Raw genomic sequence first — 15,875 nt, 5'->3', positions numbered from 1 at the left:
ACAGCTCACGGATTGGGGTTCACCACGGCGATGCGCCCGTCGGCGAGGCCAACGAGGAGGCGGGCGGCCGCCCCGGCCCCGAGGGTGGCGACGCCGAAGGCGGCGGGCGCCGGCAGGGGCGCGCGGGCGCGCTCCGTGATGGCGCCCTTCAGGGACACGATCGCGAGGGCCGAGCGGTCGGCCACCGGCACGGCGAGGTCCACGGCCCCGTCGCGGGGAAGGAGCGCCGCCAGATCGGGACCGCCCTCGCCCGGTGCCGCGGCGTCGTAGCCGGGTGCCGACAGAAGGGGCCGCAGGGCGCCGCCCTCGTAGGCCCACAGCCGCAGCCGCGCGGTTCCGTCGGCCGAGCCCGTCGCGGCGACCTGCATCCGGCCGGCGCCTGAGAAATCCGCGACGCCCGCCACCTGGAGCGGCCTGCCGGGCTCGGCGGGGCTGCGCGCCCGCACGCTCCAGCCGGACTCGGCGGGCTCGACGACCATCAGCGAGGATCCGTGCTCGGTCTCGCCCACCGCCAGGATGGCGGGGCGGCCGTCGAAGGCCGCGATGCGCGGCGCGCGCGGGGCGAAGGCGGGATCGGGCGCGGGCCGGACCGTCGCGGTGGCGACGGGCACGGCCTTCGGCTCCGCACTCATGGGAACGGCCTTCCGCTCGCGGATCACGAGCGCGCCCGCGCCCAGCCGGCCGCGCACCGTCACGGGCTCGGCGAGATGGGCCGAGAGGGCGCCGGACAGCGCCCGGCGGGACCCGGGAAGCGCCCCGCGCGGGGTCTCGGCGGCGGCCAGCCCCTCGACGGCCTCGCGGCCGAGGAGCGTCGCGGTGACGTGCCCGTCGACGAGGGCGAGGACCGCGCCCCCCGCCTCTCCCCAGACCACGGCGATGGCCCCCCCCTCCGCCGCCGCGCCCGTCCCGCCCGGCTTCGGCCGCGCCAGGGGGAGGAGGCCGGAGGTCGCCACCGCGATGGCGACCTCGCTGCCGGGGCCGCGCAGGGCGCTCGCCGAGAACGGCAGATCGAGAATCGTGACGGCCGGCTCGGCGGCGGCCGGGAGCGGAAGGACGACGAGCAGCAGGGCAACGAGGCGCGCGGGCGACCGCCCCCGTTCAGACATGCTGGCCGCCGTTGATGTGCAGCTCGGCGCCGTTCACGTAGGACGAGGCCTCGGTGCACAGGAAGTAGATCGCCTTGGCCACCTCGTCGGGGGTGCCGAGACGGCGCTGCGGGATGCCGGCGACGATCTTGTCCGTGCCGGGCGACAGGATGGCGGTGTCGATCTCGCCCGGCGAGATCGCGTTGACCCGCACCCCGAGGGGTCCGAAATCGCTCGCCATCTCGCGGGTGAGGCCGGCGAGCGCCGCCTTCGAGGTACCGTAGGCGGCGCCCGCGAAGGGATGGACGCGGGACCCCGCGATGGAGGTGACGTTGACGATGGAGCCCTTGGCCCGGGTCAGCTCCTCGCACAGGCCGCGCGCGAGCAGGAGCGGCGCGAACACGTTGACCTGGAACACCTTGCGCCAGTCGCCGAACTCCGTGGCGATGGCGCCGAGGCGCTCGCCGTTGGCGCCTTTGGGCGAAATTCCCGCGTTGTTGACGAGGGCGTGGAGCAGGCCGCCCTCATCGGCGAGGCGCCCGGCCACTTCCCGGATACCCCGCATGGTGTCCTCGGGATCGGCCAGATCGACCTGGAGGTGATCCTCCGGCCCCATTTCCCACGGGCAGTTCTCGGGAAACGCGTGGCGCGAGCAGGTGATCACCCGCCAGCCGGCCGCCGAGAAGCGCTTGACGGTGGCGTGGCCGATGCCGCGGCTGGCCCCCGTGAGCAGCATGACGCGGCGGCGTTCGTTGGAGGATGTGGCCAAGACCGTTCCTTCGGGATCGGGAGGCGGTCAACGAAAGAGCACCCGCCGCACCGGCCTCAAGGTCTAAGCGCCGCCGGTCCTAAAATCCAGGGTCCATCCCGCGCCGCACCAAACGGCGGCGCCCGCCCTCGGGGATCGTGCCCCCACCCCATCGGGTCACGGATAGAGCCGGGCCCCCGCCCAGCCATCGCCGGCACGCGTGAACCGCACCCGGTCGTGCAGGCGGAACGGGCCGTCCTGCCAGAACTCGATCGAGACCGGCGCGACCCGAAAACCGATCCAGTTCTCCGGGCGCGGCACCGGACCGTCCTCGAACCGGGCGGCGAGGGCCGCCACCTCCGCCTCCAGGGTGGCCCGGTCGGCGAGCGGCCGCGATTGCCGGCTGGCATGGGCGCCGATGCGGCTGTCACGGGCCCGGCTGGCGAAATACGCGTCGGCCTCCTCGGGGGTCACATGGGACACGGGGCCGCGGGCGCGGATCTGCCGGCGCAGGCTCTTCCAATGCAGCACCAGGGCGGCCTGGGGGTTCTGCGCCAGTTCCTCGCCCTTGGCCGAGTCGGTGTTGGTGTAGAACACGAACCCGCGCGCATCGACGCCCTTCAGGAGAACCATCCGCACGTCGGGCAGGCCGTCCGAGCCGGCGGTGGCCAGCGCCATGGCGTTGGCGTCGTTGGGCTCCGACGCCTCCGCTTGCGCCATCCAGGCGGCGAACAGGGCCCAGGGATCCGTCGCGCGGGTGAAGTCGTTCGACGGGGCGAGGTCATCGATCCTTAACCGATCCAAGGCGAACATCCTGGCTAACGTGAGATCCGGGTCGGGGGGCACCGACGTGGGGCGCGGTTGGCCATCGGTCCTCTCCCGTCGTGAGATCAAGTGTAATGCGTCGGTGCGACTTTAGGACGAAAGGGGCGGCGGCCAAGGTCCCCGCCGCGGGTTTTTCGCGACGGACCACGGCTTGCGGCGGAACGCGCCGCCCTTCCCGCGCGGCGTCGCATGCCTGGCGCGCCCTCGCCGCCCTGGTGTTCCTGCCCCTGTCGGGCTGCGGCCTGCCGATCATCACCTTCCAGACCGAGACCGTCGCGGAAGCCGCCCTGCCGCCGGAACCGACGAGCACCGGCAGCATCGCGCGTCCGCCCGAAAGCTTCGGCCGCGATCTCGGGGCCGAGGATTGGCGCCGGGCGCACGCGGCCCTGTCGGTGGCCCTCGATCCGCAGGGCAACGGCCGCCCGGTGAAGTGGGACAACCCCGAGACCAGCCTGCGCGGCTCGGTCAATCCGACGGGCCTGCCCTACGTGTCCAACGATCAGGTCTGCCGCGACTTCCTCGCCTCGGTGATCGCGCCCGGCCGGAGCCGGTTCCTGCGCGGCACCGGCTGCAAGCCCTCGGGGGGCGAGTGGGCCCTGAAGCGCGTGCGCGGCACCAAGACGGCGATCTGACGCCGGCAACACGGCCTGACACTGGCGGCCTGACACTGGCGGCCTGACACTGGCGGCCTGACACTGGCGGCCTGACACTGGAAGGAACCGCCCGGGAAACGGCGCCCGCGATGGTGCGCCGGCGAAATCTCCGGGCCTCGCGTTGCGAACCGGCCGCGAACCGTCCACATCAGGCGCGATGAATCCGAGGCAGCGAAACCGCCGGCTCCCCACGGCCAAGCTCCTCACGGCACCGAGACAGTGTTGACCGATGCGCAATCCCTACGACGTCCTGGGTGTGCCCAAGGGTGCCAGCGAAGCCGACATCAAGAAGGCTTACCGCAAGCTCGCCAAGGCCTACCACCCCGACCGCAACGCCGGCGACACCAAGGCCAAGGACCGCTTCGCCGAGGCGAATTCGGCCTACGAGATCCTGGGCGACGCGGGGAAACGCGGGCAGTTCGACCGGGGCGAGATCGACGGTGACGGCAAGCCTCGCGCGAGCGGGTTCGAGGGGTTCGGGGGCTTCGGCGGCGGCGGTGGACGGGCCGGCGGGTTCGGCTTCGAGAACGCGGCCCGGGGGCGCGGCGCCGGCGGCCCCGGGGGCGGAGGTCCCGGGGGAATGGGCGACGACATCTTCTCGCACCTGTTCGGCGAAGCGTTCCGCGCCGGGGCCGGTGGGGCCGGCGCCGGGCAGCGCGAGCCGGCCAAGGGCGAGGACGTGGCGGCCGAACTCGCCGTGACCCTCGAGCAGGTGGCGAGCGAGGAGAAGCTGCGCCTGTCCCTGCCGGGCGGGCGCGACGTCGACGTGGTGGTGCCGCGCGGCGTGATCGACGGCCAGGTGATCCGCCTGCGCGGCCTCGGATCGCCGGGCGGGCGCGGCGCGCCGGGCGACGCGCTGCTCACCATCCGCATCCTGCCGCATGCCCGCTTCACCCCGGACGGGGCGGATCTGCGCGCCTCCGTCGAGGTGCCCCTGGAGGACGCGGTCCTGGGCGGCCCGATCCGGGTGCCGACCCTGACGGGCGCCGTCGAGATGCGGATCCCCGCCATGACGAGTTCGGGCCGGACCTTCCGGCTCAAGGGCAAGGGTCTGCCGAAGAAGGACGGGACGCGGGGCGACCTCTTCGCCACCACCGCCGTCGCCCTGCCGAGTGCCGAGGACACGGCGCTCACGGATTACGCCAAGGCCCGGCGCGCCGCCCGGGTCGGCTGAGACGCCGCACGTCGCACGCGGAATCCGGCACGGAAAACCCGGACTTCCGTCACCGGCATGCCTCCGCTAAGAGTGCGCGCGGCGCATGCCGTTATAGAGAGTGCGCGCGGCGCGTCCGTCCGTCCGATCCCTCCGGCCGGGCCTCGGCATGCCCGGCGACGCTTCTGGCTCAGGTGACTTCATGGCGGACACGAACCCGGTTCACGATCACGTCGGTGGCCTGCACGTCGGCGGCCTTCTCGCCGGCAAGCGCGGGCTGGTGCTCGGTGTCGCCAACAACCGCTCCATCGCCTGGGGCATCGCGAAATCCGCCGCCGCCCACGGGGCCAAGCTCGCCTTCACCTACCAGGGCGACGCCCTGAAGAAGCGCGTCGAGCCCCTGGCCCGCGAACTCGACGCCCACGTGGTCGGCCATTGCGACGTCACCGATCCGGCCTCCATCGACGCGGTGTTCGCCGCCACGGCCGAGGTGTTTCCCGAAGGCCTCGATTTCGTCGTCCACTGCATCGCCTTCTCGGACAAGGACGAGCTGACGGGCCGCTACCTCGAGACCTCGGAGGCGAACTTCACGAAATCGCTCCTGATCTCCTGCTACTCGTTCACGGCGGTGGCCCAGCGCGCCGAGAAGCTGATGCCGAACGGCGGCTCGCTCCTCACCCTGACCTATTACGGCGCCGAGAAGTGGATGCCGCACTACAACGTCATGGGGGTGGCCAAGGCCGCGCTCGAAGCCTCCGTGCGGTATCTGGCCGCCGACCTCGGCCCCTCGAAGATCCGCGTCAACGCCATCTCGGCCGGCCCGATCAAGACGCTCGCCGCCTCCGGCATCGGCGACTTCCGCTACATCCTCAAGTGGAACGAGTACAACGCCCCCTTGCGCCGCACGGTGACCATCGACGAGGTCGGCGAGACCGCCGCCTACCTCGTCTCGGACATGAGCCGGGGCATGACCGGCGAGATCCTCCACGTCGACGCCGGGTACCACGTGGTCGGCATGAAGAACCCCGAGGCGCCGGACCTCAGCCTCGACAAGGATTGAGGCCGGGCGGTCACGCGGTCCCGTCGCCCTCGCGCGCCATGAAGTCGGCGATGAGGGCGAAGTAGCCGGGCAGGAGGTCGGCGAGCACCGCGCGCCCGGCCGGCGTCAGGGTAATGCGCTTGGCCCTGCCGTCCCCCGGAACCGGAGCGCTGCCGAGCAGGCCCGCCCGCATCATGGCCTTGACGGTTTCGGTCACGACGGGACGTGAGATGTCGAGCCGGTCGGCGATTTCACTGCCCATGAGTCCCCCTTGCCCGGGCTCCCGATCGATGACGATCAGGATGAGGAAGCGGGTCTGCGACAGCGTGTGGGCGGTGAAGTACGCCTCCAGCGCGCGCATCAACAGGCTTGCGCGCCGCAGGAGCCGAAGCGCCTCGGCGACGGCCCCGGCATCCATGCCCGGGTAGCGGTCAGAGTAGCTCTGAAGCATCGCCCGCGTGGGCAGCTCCTTCAGGAAGAACATGCGCCCTCCCCGATCGCGCGCAACCGCGTGATCGCGACCGGCTCGGACAGCCACGTCCGATACCGCTCGAACACGGCGCGCGTATAGGGTTGGGCATGGTGAGCGGCGAGGGCCGCCTCGTCGTCCCAGACCTCGTAGAGGTAGAGCGGCCCGTCGCCGTCCCGGTCGTCATGCAGCGTGAAGCGGCGGCAGCCCGGTTCGGACCGTGTGACCGTCAGGATCGCCAGGACTGCGGCACGGGCGGCGGCGCGATGTTCGGGCTTGGGCGTGATCCGGGCAAAGAGCACCAATGGGTCCGGCATGACGAGCCTCCTTTTAGTTAGGATGCTAATCACTAGGCCGACCTGCCCTTTCCGGCAAGGCCGGGCGTCCCGGGCGCGCGTGCGGCTCACCCCTCACCGCTCAGGCGTGGGGTCCAATCCTCCACGGCGCTCCGCTCCAGGCGCCGGGCGGCGAGGCTCCGCCAGGAGGTCGACAGGGTCTCAAGGGCGGCGATCTCCGCGAGCGCCGCCCGGTCAGCACCGCCTCGATCGCGATCCTCATGGACTCCGGGGTCCTGGGTTTCTCGCGGGATCATGCGAAAAGATCACCTCGACACCGGCGTCGCAGCCGAGTTCCAGAAGGACGGGACGCCCCCGACAGGACACGCGGTGCGCCCCTCAATCCGGCACGGTCATCCCGGCCACGCCCGGTCGCGCGTCCGGGACGCGTGGGTCCATCGCCTCCAGCGTGTCCGCGATGGTGCGGGCGACGAGGAGGTTGCGGAACCACTTGCGGTTGGCCGGGACCACGTGCCACGGCGCGTCCGGCGTCGAGCACTGCGTCAGCGCATCCGCGAAGGCGGCCTGGTAGGCGTCCCAGGACCGGCGCTCCACGAGGTCGGCGGCGTCGAACTTCCAGTGCTTCTCCGGGGTGGCGATGCGGGCCTCCAGGCGCTCCTTTTGCTCGGCCTTCGAGATGTGGAGGAAGAACTTCAGGATCGTGGTGCCCTCGGCGGTGAGCATCCGCTCGAAATCGTTGATCTGGCCGTAGCGCGCCCGCCAGACCGGCTCGGGGACGAGGCCCTTCACCCGCACCACCAGCACGTCCTCGTAATGGCTGCGGTTGAACACGCCGATCATGCCGCGGCCCGGCGTCTTGGCATGGTAGCGCCACAGGAAGTCGTGGGCGGCCTCCTCGGCGCTCGGCACCTTGAACGGCCACACCCGGCAGCCCTGCGGGTTCACGCCCTCGAACACCGCCCGGATGGTGCCGTCCTTGCCGCCGGTGTCGATGGCCTGGAACACCACCAGCAGGCTGCGCCTGTGCTCGGCGTAGAGCCGTTCCTGCAGGGACACGATGCGGGCGCGCTCCACGGCCAGGGCCTGCTTGGCCGCCGCCTTGTCGAGGCCGCCATCGGCGTTCGCATCGACGGCGGAGAGATCGAAGGCAGATCCTTCCAAGGCTCGCCCCGGCGCCACGGTGACGATTCCGGGGGTGGCGTCAGCACGGGAGGCCTTGTGCGGCTTGCAGGAACCGCCCTCCTCCGCCACCGTTCCCCCGGGCTTTCCCCGGGCTCCCGACTTCGCACCGGACTTGCCGGATTCCGGCTTGATGGGCTTGTGCGGCATATGGAAATTCGTCCGCTGACGATCGAGGCGCGCAGGATCTTGAAACCTACCAAGACCTCGAAACCAGCCGAGCCCCTGGAACCGACAACGATCCGCAAGCGCGGCCGTTCCGATGCGCGTCGCGCGGCAGCCGACAAGCGCCGCCCGGCAGATGGGAAGCAGCGCGCGGTGGGGCGTGCCTCATGACCCCGACCCTCTACGTCGTCCGCCACGGTCAGACCGACTGGAACGCGGAAGGCCGTCTCCAGGGCCAGCGCGACATCGCCCTCAACGCCGAGGGCCTCCGCCAGGCCGACGAAGCGGCCGGGCGCCTGGCGCAGGCGGCGGGCGCGGATCTCCCCCGTCTCGACTTCGTCGCGAGCCCCCTGGCCCGCACCCGCAGCACCATGGAGGCCGTGCGCGCCCGCCTCGACCTCGCGCCCGAGGCCTACCGCACCGACGCACGCCTGAAGGAGATCAGCTTCGGCACGTGGGAAGGCTCGACCTGGGCCGAGATCCGGCGTCGGGACATGGCCCGGGCCCTGGCGCGCGACCGCAACCGCTGGGGTTACCGGCCGCCGGGCGAGGGCGGGGAGAGCTACGCCATGCTGGTCGAACGGGTCGCCCCCGCCCTCGCCGCCCTCGAGGGGCCGGCCTGCATCGTCGCCCATGGCGGCGTCGCCCGCGCGATCCTGGTGATCCGGGGCTGCCTCGGCATCCGCGAGGCGCCGCGCATGGGCATCCGCCAGGGCGGCGTCCTGGTCATCGAGGGCGCGACTTGGCGTTGGGCGTGATGGCGCTGGGCGTGATGACGTTGGGCGTGATCCGTATTGCGGCCCGGTCCTGCGGGCGGATCGGGTCTCTCACGTCCGGTCAAACGTGCTAAGGCACCGCCGAACTTCGGGCGTTGCCGCGATTCCGGCGTGATCCGAGCGCCTTACCCGGCCAGAACGAAGCGCATCCGAGGCTCGCCACAGGCAGCGGGCCCGAGGATCCGGCAGCGGAGCAGTGGATGACCAGTCTCGCCGAGACAGCCCGGCCCCTGGCGGATGGGCCCACGCGCCAGTCGGTCCTGTCCGGGCAGGAGACCCCGCGCGGCCAGGCGAGCCTAACCGGAAAGGCGGTCCTGCGCGGCGAGGCACGCCCCGACCTCATCCGCGACGAGGTCCTGGGCGAGATTTTTTCCGCCAGCGCCGCCGCCCGCCCCGATCATCCGGCCCTCGTCGACGGGGCGCTCAGCGACGCCGACGGCGCCCACCCGGCCCTCACCTACGCCGAGGTCGAAGCGCGGGCCGGCGCCATCGCCCGGGGGCTGGCGCATCGCGGCATCGGCCCCGGCGATGTCGTCGGCCTGTGGATGGCGCGGGGTCCCGACCTCCTCGTGGCCCAGATCGGCATCACCCTGTCGGGCGCCGCCTGGCTGCCCTTCGACGCCGAGGCCCCGGCCGACCGCGTCGCCGTGTGCCTCGCGGACGCCGCCGCCAAGGCGCTCCTCGTCTCTCCGGCCCTGGCGTCCCAGGCCCCCGACGCCGCACCCGCCCTCACCGTGGACGCCCTGCTGGCGGGAACGCCGGCGGATGCGCCCCGACCCGACCCGCGTGCGCTGGGGCTGACGCCCCAGCACCCGGCCTACCTGATCTACACCTCGGGCTCGACGGGCGTGCCGAAGGGCATCGCGATCAGCCACGCCAACATCTGCCATTTCCTGCGGTCCGGAAACGCCCTCTACGGCATGCGGCCCGACGACGTGGTGTTCCAGGGCGCAAGCGTCGCCTTCGATCTCTCCATGGAGGAGATCTGGGTCCCCTATCTCGTCGGCGCGACCCTGTTCGTGGCCTCGCCGGCCATGATGGGCGACGTCGAGGCCCTGCCGGGCATCCTCGCCCGCGCCCGCGTCACGGTGCTCGACACGGTGCCGACCCTGCTCGCCATGATCGCGGAGGACCTGCCCACGGTGCGGCTGGTGCTTCTCGGCGGCGAGGCCCTGCCCGAACCCCTGGTGGCCCGCTGGGCGACGGACGGCCGCGCCCTGTTCAACACCTACGGGCCGACGGAGGCGACGGTGGTCGCCACCGCGGCGCAGATGCGGGCCGGCACGCCCGTCACCATCGGCGGCCCGATCCCGAACTATTCGGTGTACGTCGCCGGCGAGACCCTCGAACTTCTCGAACCCGGCCAACCCGGCGAGCTCCTCATCGGAGGCCCCGGCGTCGCGGGGGGCTATCTCAAGCGCCCCGAGCTGACGGCGGAGAAGTTCATCGCCAACCCCTACCCCTCCGACGGGACCGACCCGGTCCTCTATCGCTCGGGCGATGCGGTCTCCGTTGACGCGGCCGGCAACATCCTGTTCCACGGTCGCATCGACGATCAGGTGAAGATCCGCGGCTTCCGGGTCGAGCTCGGCGAGATCGAATCGCGCATCCAGGTGCTGCCCGGCATCAACCAGGCGGCGGTGGTCCTGCGCCAGGACGACGGCGTCGACCGCCTCGTCGCCTTCCTGGTGCCCGAGCGCGGCATCGAGATCGACAAGGCCGCCCTGCGGCAGACCCTCGCCGGACAGATGCCGCCCTACATGGTGCCGGGGCATTTCGAGGTGGCCGAGGTGCTGCCGCGCCTGACCTCCGGCAAGGTCGACCGCAAGGCCCTGCGGGCGGCGACGCTGACCGTCGCCGACGTCTCGGGCGAGCAGGAGCCCCCGCGCAACGAGACCGAGGCGGCGCTCCTGGCGGCCGCCAACCAGGTGTTCGGCAACCAGGCGATCCCGTTCGAGGGCGACTTCTTCACCGATCTCGGCGGCCATTCGCTGCTGGCCGCCCGCTTCGTCGGCGCCGTGCGCGAGGCGCCGGCGCTCGCCGCCATCACCCTGCAGGACGTCTACGGCCGGCGCACCCTGCGGAGCATGGCCGACGCCCTCATCGAACGCACCGGCGGGGCCGGGGCGCAGATGGCGGTGCGGGACCTCAGCTTCGCCCCGCCCTCGTTCCGGCGGCGCTTCCTCTGCGGCCTCGCCCAGGCCGCCGCCCTGCCCTTCGTCATCGCGCTGGCCACCTCGCAATGGCTCGGCATCTTCGTGACCTACCTGCTGCTCACGGGCGGCGGGCTCGGCTTCTTCGGCGAACTCGTCGTGCTGCTGCTGGTCTATATCGGCATCAACGCCGTCACCGCCGCCATCGCGGTGGCGGCGAAATGGCTGATTCTCGGGCGGACCAAGCCCGGGCGCTACCCGCTCTGGGGCGTGTACTATTACCGCTGGTGGCTGGCGCAGCGCCTGACGCCCCTGGTGCACATCAAGTGGCTCCAGGGCTCGCCGGCCATCGTGTTCTACCTACGCCTGCTCGGCGCGAAGGTCGGCGACGACACCCTCATCTCCGACGCGGAGATCGGTGCCCCCGACCTCGTCTCCATCGGCCCCGGCGCCTCCCTCGGCGGCCGCCTCGTCATCGCCAACGCCGAGGTGGTGGGCGACACCCTCATCATCGGCCGGGTCACCATCGGGGCCGATGTCGCCATCGGCGCCTCCTGCGTCATCGGCCCCGACACGACCATCGGCGACCATGCCGAGATCGGCGACCTCACCACGATTCCCACCGGCACCGTGGTGGGCCGGGCCGAGATCTGGGACGGCTCGCCGGGCCGCCGCGTCGGCACCGCCGACCCCACGCTGCTGCCGGAGCCCGCCACGGCCTCGCCGCAGCGGCGCCTCGCCTTCGGGGTGCTCTACACCTTCCTGCTGGCGGCGATCCCCGCCATCGGCCTGTTGCCGATCTTCCCGGCCTTCTACATCTTCGACCAGCTCAGCGACTCGCTGTCCGACCTGACGGACATCGACTACCACTGGTACCTGCCGCTGCTGACCTGGCCCACCGCCATGCTGATGACGGCCGGCACGGTGTTCCTCATCGCCGGCATCCGCTGGGCGATCCTGCCCCGCGTCTCGTCCGGCACCCACTCGATCCACAGCGGGTTCTACCTGCGCAAGTGGACGGTGGCGCTCGCCGCCGAGGTCACCCTCGAGACCCTCTCGTCGCTGTTCGCCACGGTCTACATGCGGGCGTGGTACCGGCTCATGGGCGCCCGCATGGGCCAGGGCGCCGAGATCTCGACCAACCTCGGCGGCCGCTACGATCTGGCCGATATCGGCGCGCGCAACTTCGTCGCCGACGAGGTGGTGTTCGGCGAGGAAGAGATCCGGCGCGGCTGGATGCACCTGCACGAGGTCCATACCGGCGCCCGCGTCTTCGTCGGCAACGACGCCGTGGTGCCGCCGGGCGCCGTGATCCCCGACGACGTGCTCATCGGCATCAAGTCGAAGCCGCCGGCCAACGATCTCATGGCGCCGGGCGACACCTGGTTCGGCTCGCCGCCGATCAAGCTGCCGGCGCGCCAGCGCGTCGATCTCGGCTCCGACCTCCAGACCTACGAGCCCGGCCTCGGTCCCAAGCTCCGGCGCGGCATCTTCGAGGCGTTCTCGACCTCGTTCTCGCCGATGCTGTTCATCACCCTCGCGATCACCGCCATCGACTGGTACTTCTACCCCGCCATCCTGGCCCAGGACTGGACCGGGCTCGCCGTCTCCTTCGTGGCGGTCAGCGTCGCCATCGCGTTCATCCAGTCCTTCACCGTCATCGCCGTGAAGTGGCTGCTCATGGGGGTCTACAAGCCCGGCATGCAGCCGATGTGGTCGTGGTGGGCCATGCGGACGGAGGCCGTCGCGGTGCTGTACTGGGGGCTCGCCGGCAAGGTCCTGCTCGAGCACCTCGTCGGCACGCCGTTCCTGCCCTGGATGCTGCGGCTGCTCGGCGTGAAGGTGGGCAAGGGCGTGTGCATGCTCACCACCGACATCACCGAGTTCGACTGCGTCACCATCGGCGACTACGCCACCATCAACCGCACCTCGGCCCTGCAGACCCACCTCTACGAGGACCGCATCATGAAGGTCGGCCGGGTGGTCGTCGGCGAGGGCGTGTCGGTGGGCGCGTTCTCGACGGTGCTGTACGACACCAAGGTCGGCGCCTATGCCCGCCTGCGCCCCCTCACCATCGTGATGAAGGGCGAGTCGATCCCGCCCCATTCCGAATGGGAAGGCGCCCCGGCGGTGCCGGTGGTGCATGCCGCGGCGAAACAGAACGCAGCCTGAGGGTCGGGCCTCAGGTTCTTGAGCGAAACGCCCGCGTGCATCCCCTCTCCCCGCCTGCGGGGAGAGGGGATGCACGCCCACCGTAAGAAACCTCAGACATCCCGGTCACTTGGGCCGCGTGAGGGATGGCGGACTCACCCCCGCGCCGCCAGCGTCTCCTCGAACACCACGGCCTCGCCCCGCGACGGAGCGGTGAGTTCGCCCTGCCACATCACGGGGGCGCCCCGCACGACGGTGCCCACGGGCCAGCCCGTCACCGTGACGCCGTCATAGGGCGTCCAGCCGCATTTCGAGGCGATCCAGGCGTTGCGAATGGTCTCGCGGCGCTTCAGATCGACCACGGTGACGTCGGCGTCGTAGCCCACCGAAAGCCGCCCCTTGCGAGCGATCCCGAACAGGCGCTTGGGGCCGGCACTGGTGAGATCGACGAAGCGCGCCAGCGACAGGCGCCCGGCGGCCACGTGGTCGAGCATGATCGGCACCAGGGTCTGGACCCCGGTCATGCCGGAGGGCGAGGCCGGATAGGGTTTCGCCTTCTCCGACAGGAGATGCGGCGCGTGGTCGGAGCCGAGCACGTCGGCCACCCCCTGGGACAGCCCGTGCCAGATGCCGTCGCGGTGCGACGCGTCACGCACGGGCGGGTTCATCTGCACCAGGGTGCCGAGCCGCGCATAGGCCTCCCCCCCGTCGAGGGTGAGGTGATGCGGCGTCACCTCGCAGGTGGCGACGTCCTTGGCTTGCCCCAAGAACACCATCTCTTCCCGGGTCGAGATATGCAGGATGTGGATACGCGCCCCCGTGGCGCGGGCGATGCGCACGAGGCGCTCCGTCGCCTTGAGCGCCGCTTCGGGCGAGCGCCAGACCGGGTGCGAGGACGGGTCGCCCGGCACCTGCCGATCCACCTGCGCCCGCAGCATCGGCTCGTCCTCGGCGTGGAAGGCGGCGCGGCGACGGGTGCGCTTCAGGATCTCGGTGACGCCGGCATCGTCCTCCACCAGCAGGGAGCCCGTGGAGGAACCGACGAACACCTTGATGCCCGCCGCTCCCGGCAGGCACTCCAGCTCGGCGACCTGGTGGGCGTTCTCGTGGGTGCCGCCGACCCAGAACGCGAAATCGCAATGCATCCGGTGATGCGCCCGCGCGACCTTGTCGGCCAGCGCCTCGGCGCTGGTGGTGAGCGGATTGGTGTTGGGCATCTCGAACACCGCCGTGACGCCGCCCATCACCGCCGCGCGCGAGCCCGATTCCAGGTCCTCCTTGTGGTCGAGGCCCGGCTCGCGAAAATGCACCTGGCTGTCGATGACGCCCGGCAGGAGGTGCAGGCCGGTGCAGTCGCGCCGCTCCGTGGCGTCGGCCCGCGACAGGTCGCCCAGCGCCGCGATGCGCCCCGCCCGGATACCGAGATCGGCCCGGTGTTCGCCGTCCTGATTCACGATCGTGCCGCCGGAGAGCACGAGGTCGAAGGGCTGGTCCATCAGGGGGGCTCCACATTGAGACGCGGGTGCCGGCGGCTTATGTCAGGCGCCAGTGGCGTGCAACGCCACGGGAATTTCCGGAGCCCTCATGCCCATCGCCCTCCTGCCCGACCGCGCCGTCGTCACCTGCACGGGCGAGGACGCTGCGGGCCTGCTCCAGGGCGTCGTCACCTGCAACGTCGAGACCCTGGAGCCCGGCGAGGCGCGCCTCGGCGCCCTGCTCACCCCCCAGGGCAAGGTGCTGTTCGATTTCCTCATCTCCCGGATCGACGTCCCGGGGGCGGATGGCGGGTTCCGCCTCGACACCGACGCCGCCCGCGCGCCCGACCTCCTCAAGCGCCTCACCCTCTACCGCCTGCGCGCCAAGGCGGCCCTGGCCCTCGACCCGACGCTCGGCGTCGCCGCCGCCTGGGGCGGTTCGGACACCGCCATCGACACCGATCCGGTGCGGGACGGCCGCCTCGAAGGCCTCGGCAACCGCCTCTACGCGGCGCAGGGCGCCTTCTCGGCCGACGCCACGGAGGCCGATTACCACGCCCACCGCATCGCCCTCGGCATCCCGGAGGGCGGGCGCGACTTCGCCTTCGCGGACGCGTTCCCGCACGAGGCGCTCATGGACCAGCTCGGCGGCGTCGATTTCAAGAAGGGCTGCTACGTCGGCCAGGAGGTGGTGTCGCGCATGCAGCACCGGGGCACCGCCCGCACCCGCCTCGTGCCGGTGGTCGCCCTCGAAGGCACCCTGGAGAGCGGGGCCGAGGTGACCTCCGGCGCACGCAGCCTCGGCACCGTCGGCAGCGTCGCGGGCGGGCGCGGCCTCGCGATGCTGCGCCTCGACCGCCTCGCCGACGCACACGCGACGGGCGAGCCCCTGCGGGCGGGCGCCGCGCGCCTCGGCGCCGAGAAGCCGTCGTTCGCCACCTTCGCGTTCCCGGAGACGGTGCAGGCCGGCTGAACCGGGAAAGACCGGCAGAACCAAGGAAGACCGGTTGACCGGAAGCGGTTTGTTCCTGCCTCGTTCTCCGGTTATGAGTGGCCATGCTGTCCGACGAATCCGGCCTCATCCACCATCCCGACGGATGTCCCCGCTGCTGGTGGGCCGGCGACGATCCAGTCTACGTCGCCTACCACGACACCGAATGGGGCGTGCCCGAACACGACGGCCGGGCGCTCTACGAGAAACTCATCCTCGACGGGTTCCAGGCCGGCCTGTCCTGGATCACGGTTCTGCGCCGACGCGAGGGTTTTCGACGCGCGTTCGCGGGCTTCGATCCGGTCGCCATCGCGCGCTTCACCGAGGACGACGTCGCGCGGCTGATGCAGGACACCGGCATCATCCGCAACCGGGCCAAGATCGTCGGCACCATCGCGGGGGCGAAGGCCTTCCTCGCCCTCGAGGAGAGCGGCCCCGGCTTCGCGGCGTTCCTGTGGGACTTCGTCGACGGCACGCCGATCCAGGGCACGGCCACGGCGCGGGCCGGCATCGCCACGGAGACGGAGGTGTCGCGGCGGATGGCCAAAGCCCTGAAGGCACGGGGCTTCGCGTTCTGCGGCCCGACCATCGTCCACGCCTTTATGCAGGCGGTGGGGATGGTGAACGACCACCTCGTCGGCTGCCACCGCCACGCCCCCTGCGCCGCCCTCGGTCGGCCCGGGAACCAGACGTCGAAGGGCACCGCGTGAGCTCGCC

At 71.7% G+C, this 15,875-nt stretch carries 15 protein-coding genes and 1 pseudogene; 8 read left to right on the top strand and 8 right to left on the bottom strand.

Annotated features, from left to right (window positions below; all coding sequences use genetic code 11):
• Window positions 1-5: 5 nt before the first annotated feature.
• From ASF52_RS18265 to pdxH, 3 genes are all read right to left on the bottom strand, one after another.
• A complete protein-coding gene (locus ASF52_RS18265; RefSeq protein WP_056174890.1) occupies window positions 6-1,106 on the bottom strand; it encodes a hypothetical protein in 1,101 nt (366 codons plus the stop codon).
• Window positions 1,099-1,821, bottom strand: coding sequence for an SDR family NAD(P)-dependent oxidoreductase (locus ASF52_RS18260; protein WP_056095925.1), 723 nt, complete (start codon window positions 1,819-1,821; stop codon window positions 1,099-1,101). The genes ASF52_RS18265 and ASF52_RS18260 overlap by 8 nt, the downstream gene beginning before the upstream one ends.
• A gap of 189 nt (window positions 1,822-2,010) precedes the next feature.
• Window positions 2,011-2,646 (bottom strand): pyridoxamine 5'-phosphate oxidase, encoded by a 636-nt coding sequence (gene pdxH / locus ASF52_RS18255; RefSeq protein WP_082478893.1) that lies wholly within the window; start codon window positions 2,644-2,646, stop codon window positions 2,011-2,013.
• Between the two features lie 227 nt (window positions 2,647-2,873).
• On the opposite strand from pdxH, the gene ASF52_RS18250 reads away from it, so the two are divergent.
• From ASF52_RS18250 to fabI, 3 genes are all read left to right on the top strand, one after another.
• Window positions 2,874-3,290: an RT0821/Lpp0805 family surface protein gene (locus ASF52_RS18250; protein WP_056175110.1), complete on the top strand. Its 417-nt coding sequence runs from the start codon at window positions 2,874-2,876 to the stop codon at window positions 3,288-3,290.
• Window positions 3,291-3,540: 250 nt separating this feature from the next.
• Entirely contained in the window at window positions 3,541-4,485 is a 945-nt protein-coding gene (locus ASF52_RS18245; RefSeq protein WP_056174887.1) for a DnaJ C-terminal domain-containing protein, read from the top strand.
• 181 nt (window positions 4,486-4,666) lie between these two features.
• Window positions 4,667-5,524 (top strand): enoyl-ACP reductase FabI, encoded by an 858-nt coding sequence (gene fabI, locus ASF52_RS18240; RefSeq protein WP_056174885.1) that lies wholly within the window; start codon window positions 4,667-4,669, stop codon window positions 5,522-5,524.
• 10 nt (window positions 5,525-5,534) lie between these two features.
• Here the strand turns inward: fabI and ASF52_RS18235 are convergent, their stop codons facing one another.
• The 4 genes from ASF52_RS18235 to ASF52_RS18220 all read right to left on the bottom strand — a co-directional run bounded on the left by ASF52_RS18235 (window position 5,535) and on the right by ASF52_RS18220 (window position 7,597).
• The gene (locus ASF52_RS18235; protein WP_056174883.1) at window positions 5,535-5,987 is read right to left on the bottom strand and encodes a MarR family winged helix-turn-helix transcriptional regulator; all 453 of its coding nucleotides are present in this window, start codon (window positions 5,985-5,987) and stop codon (window positions 5,535-5,537) included.
• Window positions 5,975-6,289, bottom strand: coding sequence for a putative quinol monooxygenase (locus tag ASF52_RS18230; RefSeq protein ID WP_056174880.1), 315 nt, complete (start codon window positions 6,287-6,289; stop codon window positions 5,975-5,977). Before ASF52_RS18230 ends, ASF52_RS18235 begins: the two co-directional genes overlap by 13 nt.
• A gap of 86 nt (window positions 6,290-6,375) precedes the next feature.
• Window positions 6,376-6,564: a 3-alpha domain-containing protein gene (locus ASF52_RS18225; RefSeq protein ID WP_056174877.1), complete on the bottom strand. Its 189-nt coding sequence runs from the start codon at window positions 6,562-6,564 to the stop codon at window positions 6,376-6,378.
• An 82-nt stretch (window positions 6,565-6,646) separates the two neighbouring features.
• Window positions 6,647-7,597 (bottom strand): polyphosphate kinase 2 family protein, encoded by a 951-nt coding sequence (locus tag ASF52_RS18220; RefSeq protein ID WP_244473860.1) that lies wholly within the window; start codon window positions 7,595-7,597, stop codon window positions 6,647-6,649.
• Between the two features lie 182 nt (window positions 7,598-7,779).
• Here ASF52_RS18220 and ASF52_RS18215 point away from each other — a divergent pair, with 182 nt between their 5' ends.
• The 3 genes and pseudogenes from ASF52_RS18215 (at window position 7,780) to ASF52_RS23770 (ending at window position 12,713) form a co-directional block, all read left to right on the top strand.
• Window positions 7,780-8,370: a histidine phosphatase family protein gene (locus tag ASF52_RS18215; protein ID WP_056174875.1), complete on the top strand. Its 591-nt coding sequence runs from the start codon at window positions 7,780-7,782 to the stop codon at window positions 8,368-8,370.
• A 218-nt stretch (window positions 8,371-8,588) separates the two neighbouring features.
• Window positions 8,589-10,478 (top strand): annotated as a pseudogene (locus ASF52_RS23775) (amino acid adenylation domain-containing protein); the annotation flags it as partial.
• On the top strand, window positions 10,476-12,713 hold the full coding sequence (locus ASF52_RS23770; protein ID WP_443136700.1) for a Pls/PosA family non-ribosomal peptide synthetase: 2,238 nt from the start codon (window positions 10,476-10,478) through the stop codon (window positions 12,711-12,713). The pseudogene ASF52_RS23775 and the gene ASF52_RS23770, both read left to right, overlap by 3 nt.
• Before the next feature lie 134 nt (window positions 12,714-12,847).
• Here ASF52_RS23770 and ASF52_RS18205 read toward each other — a convergent pair whose 3' ends face one another.
• Window positions 12,848-14,188: a dihydroorotase gene (locus ASF52_RS18205; RefSeq protein ID WP_056174873.1), complete on the bottom strand. Its 1,341-nt coding sequence runs from the start codon at window positions 14,186-14,188 to the stop codon at window positions 12,848-12,850.
• Between the two features lie 88 nt (window positions 14,189-14,276).
• Between ASF52_RS18205 and ygfZ the strand changes: the two genes are divergently transcribed.
• Together ygfZ and ASF52_RS18195 are read left to right on the top strand one after the other, a co-directional pair.
• Window positions 14,277-15,140 carry a CAF17-like 4Fe-4S cluster assembly/insertion protein YgfZ gene (gene ygfZ / locus ASF52_RS18200; RefSeq protein ID WP_056174872.1) on the top strand — a complete coding sequence of 288 codons (864 nt, stop codon included), beginning with the start codon at window positions 14,277-14,279 and terminating at the stop codon, window positions 15,138-15,140.
• Window positions 15,141-15,223: 83 nt separating this feature from the next.
• The gene (locus tag ASF52_RS18195; RefSeq protein ID WP_056175102.1) at window positions 15,224-15,868 is read left to right on the top strand and encodes a DNA-3-methyladenine glycosylase I; all 645 of its coding nucleotides are present in this window, start codon (window positions 15,224-15,226) and stop codon (window positions 15,866-15,868) included.
• Window positions 15,869-15,875 lie beyond the last annotated feature (7 nt).

Source organism: Methylobacterium sp. Leaf112 (assembly GCF_001423295.1).
Taxonomy (GTDB): domain Bacteria; phylum Pseudomonadota; class Alphaproteobacteria; order Rhizobiales; family Beijerinckiaceae; genus Methylobacterium.
Note: the sequence above shows the minus strand (reverse complement) of the source record. Positions and strands in the feature narration are given on the sequence as shown.

What these genes read in the sequence shown, in the direction of transcription:
- ASF52_RS18265 (WP_056174890.1), bottom strand. Translation starts at nt 1,106, where the DNA reads ATGTCTGAACGGGGGCGGTCGCCCGCGCGCCTCGTTGCCCTGCTGCTC.
- ASF52_RS18260 (WP_056095925.1), bottom strand. Translation starts at nt 1,821, where the DNA reads ATGCTGCTCACGGGGGCCAGCCGCGGCATCGGCCACGCCACCGTCAAG.
- pdxH (WP_082478893.1), bottom strand. Translation starts at nt 2,646, where the DNA reads ATGTTCGCCTTGGATCGGTTAAGGATCGATGACCTCGCCCCGTCGAAC.
- ASF52_RS18245 (WP_056174887.1), top strand. Translation starts at nt 3,541, where the DNA reads ATGCGCAATCCCTACGACGTCCTGGGTGTGCCCAAGGGTGCCAGCGAA.
- fabI (WP_056174885.1), top strand. Translation starts at nt 4,667, where the DNA reads ATGGCGGACACGAACCCGGTTCACGATCACGTCGGTGGCCTGCACGTC.
- ASF52_RS18235 (WP_056174883.1), bottom strand. Translation starts at nt 5,987, where the DNA reads ATGTTCTTCCTGAAGGAGCTGCCCACGCGGGCGATGCTTCAGAGCTAC.
- ASF52_RS18230 (WP_056174880.1), bottom strand. Translation starts at nt 6,289, where the DNA reads ATGCCGGACCCATTGGTGCTCTTTGCCCGGATCACGCCCAAGCCCGAA.
- ASF52_RS18225 (WP_056174877.1), bottom strand. Translation starts at nt 6,564, where the DNA reads ATGATCCCGCGAGAAACCCAGGACCCCGGAGTCCATGAGGATCGCGAT.
- ASF52_RS18220 (WP_244473860.1), bottom strand. Translation starts at nt 7,597, where the DNA reads ATGCCGCACAAGCCCATCAAGCCGGAATCCGGCAAGTCCGGTGCGAAG.
- ASF52_RS18215 (WP_056174875.1), top strand. Translation starts at nt 7,780, where the DNA reads ATGACCCCGACCCTCTACGTCGTCCGCCACGGTCAGACCGACTGGAAC.
- ASF52_RS23770 (WP_443136700.1), top strand. Translation starts at nt 10,476, where the DNA reads ATGGCCGACGCCCTCATCGAACGCACCGGCGGGGCCGGGGCGCAGATG.
- ASF52_RS18205 (WP_056174873.1), bottom strand. Translation starts at nt 14,188, where the DNA reads ATGGACCAGCCCTTCGACCTCGTGCTCTCCGGCGGCACGATCGTGAAT.
- ygfZ (WP_056174872.1), top strand. Translation starts at nt 14,277, where the DNA reads ATGCCCATCGCCCTCCTGCCCGACCGCGCCGTCGTCACCTGCACGGGC.
- ASF52_RS18195 (WP_056175102.1), top strand. Translation starts at nt 15,224, where the DNA reads ATGCTGTCCGACGAATCCGGCCTCATCCACCATCCCGACGGATGTCCC.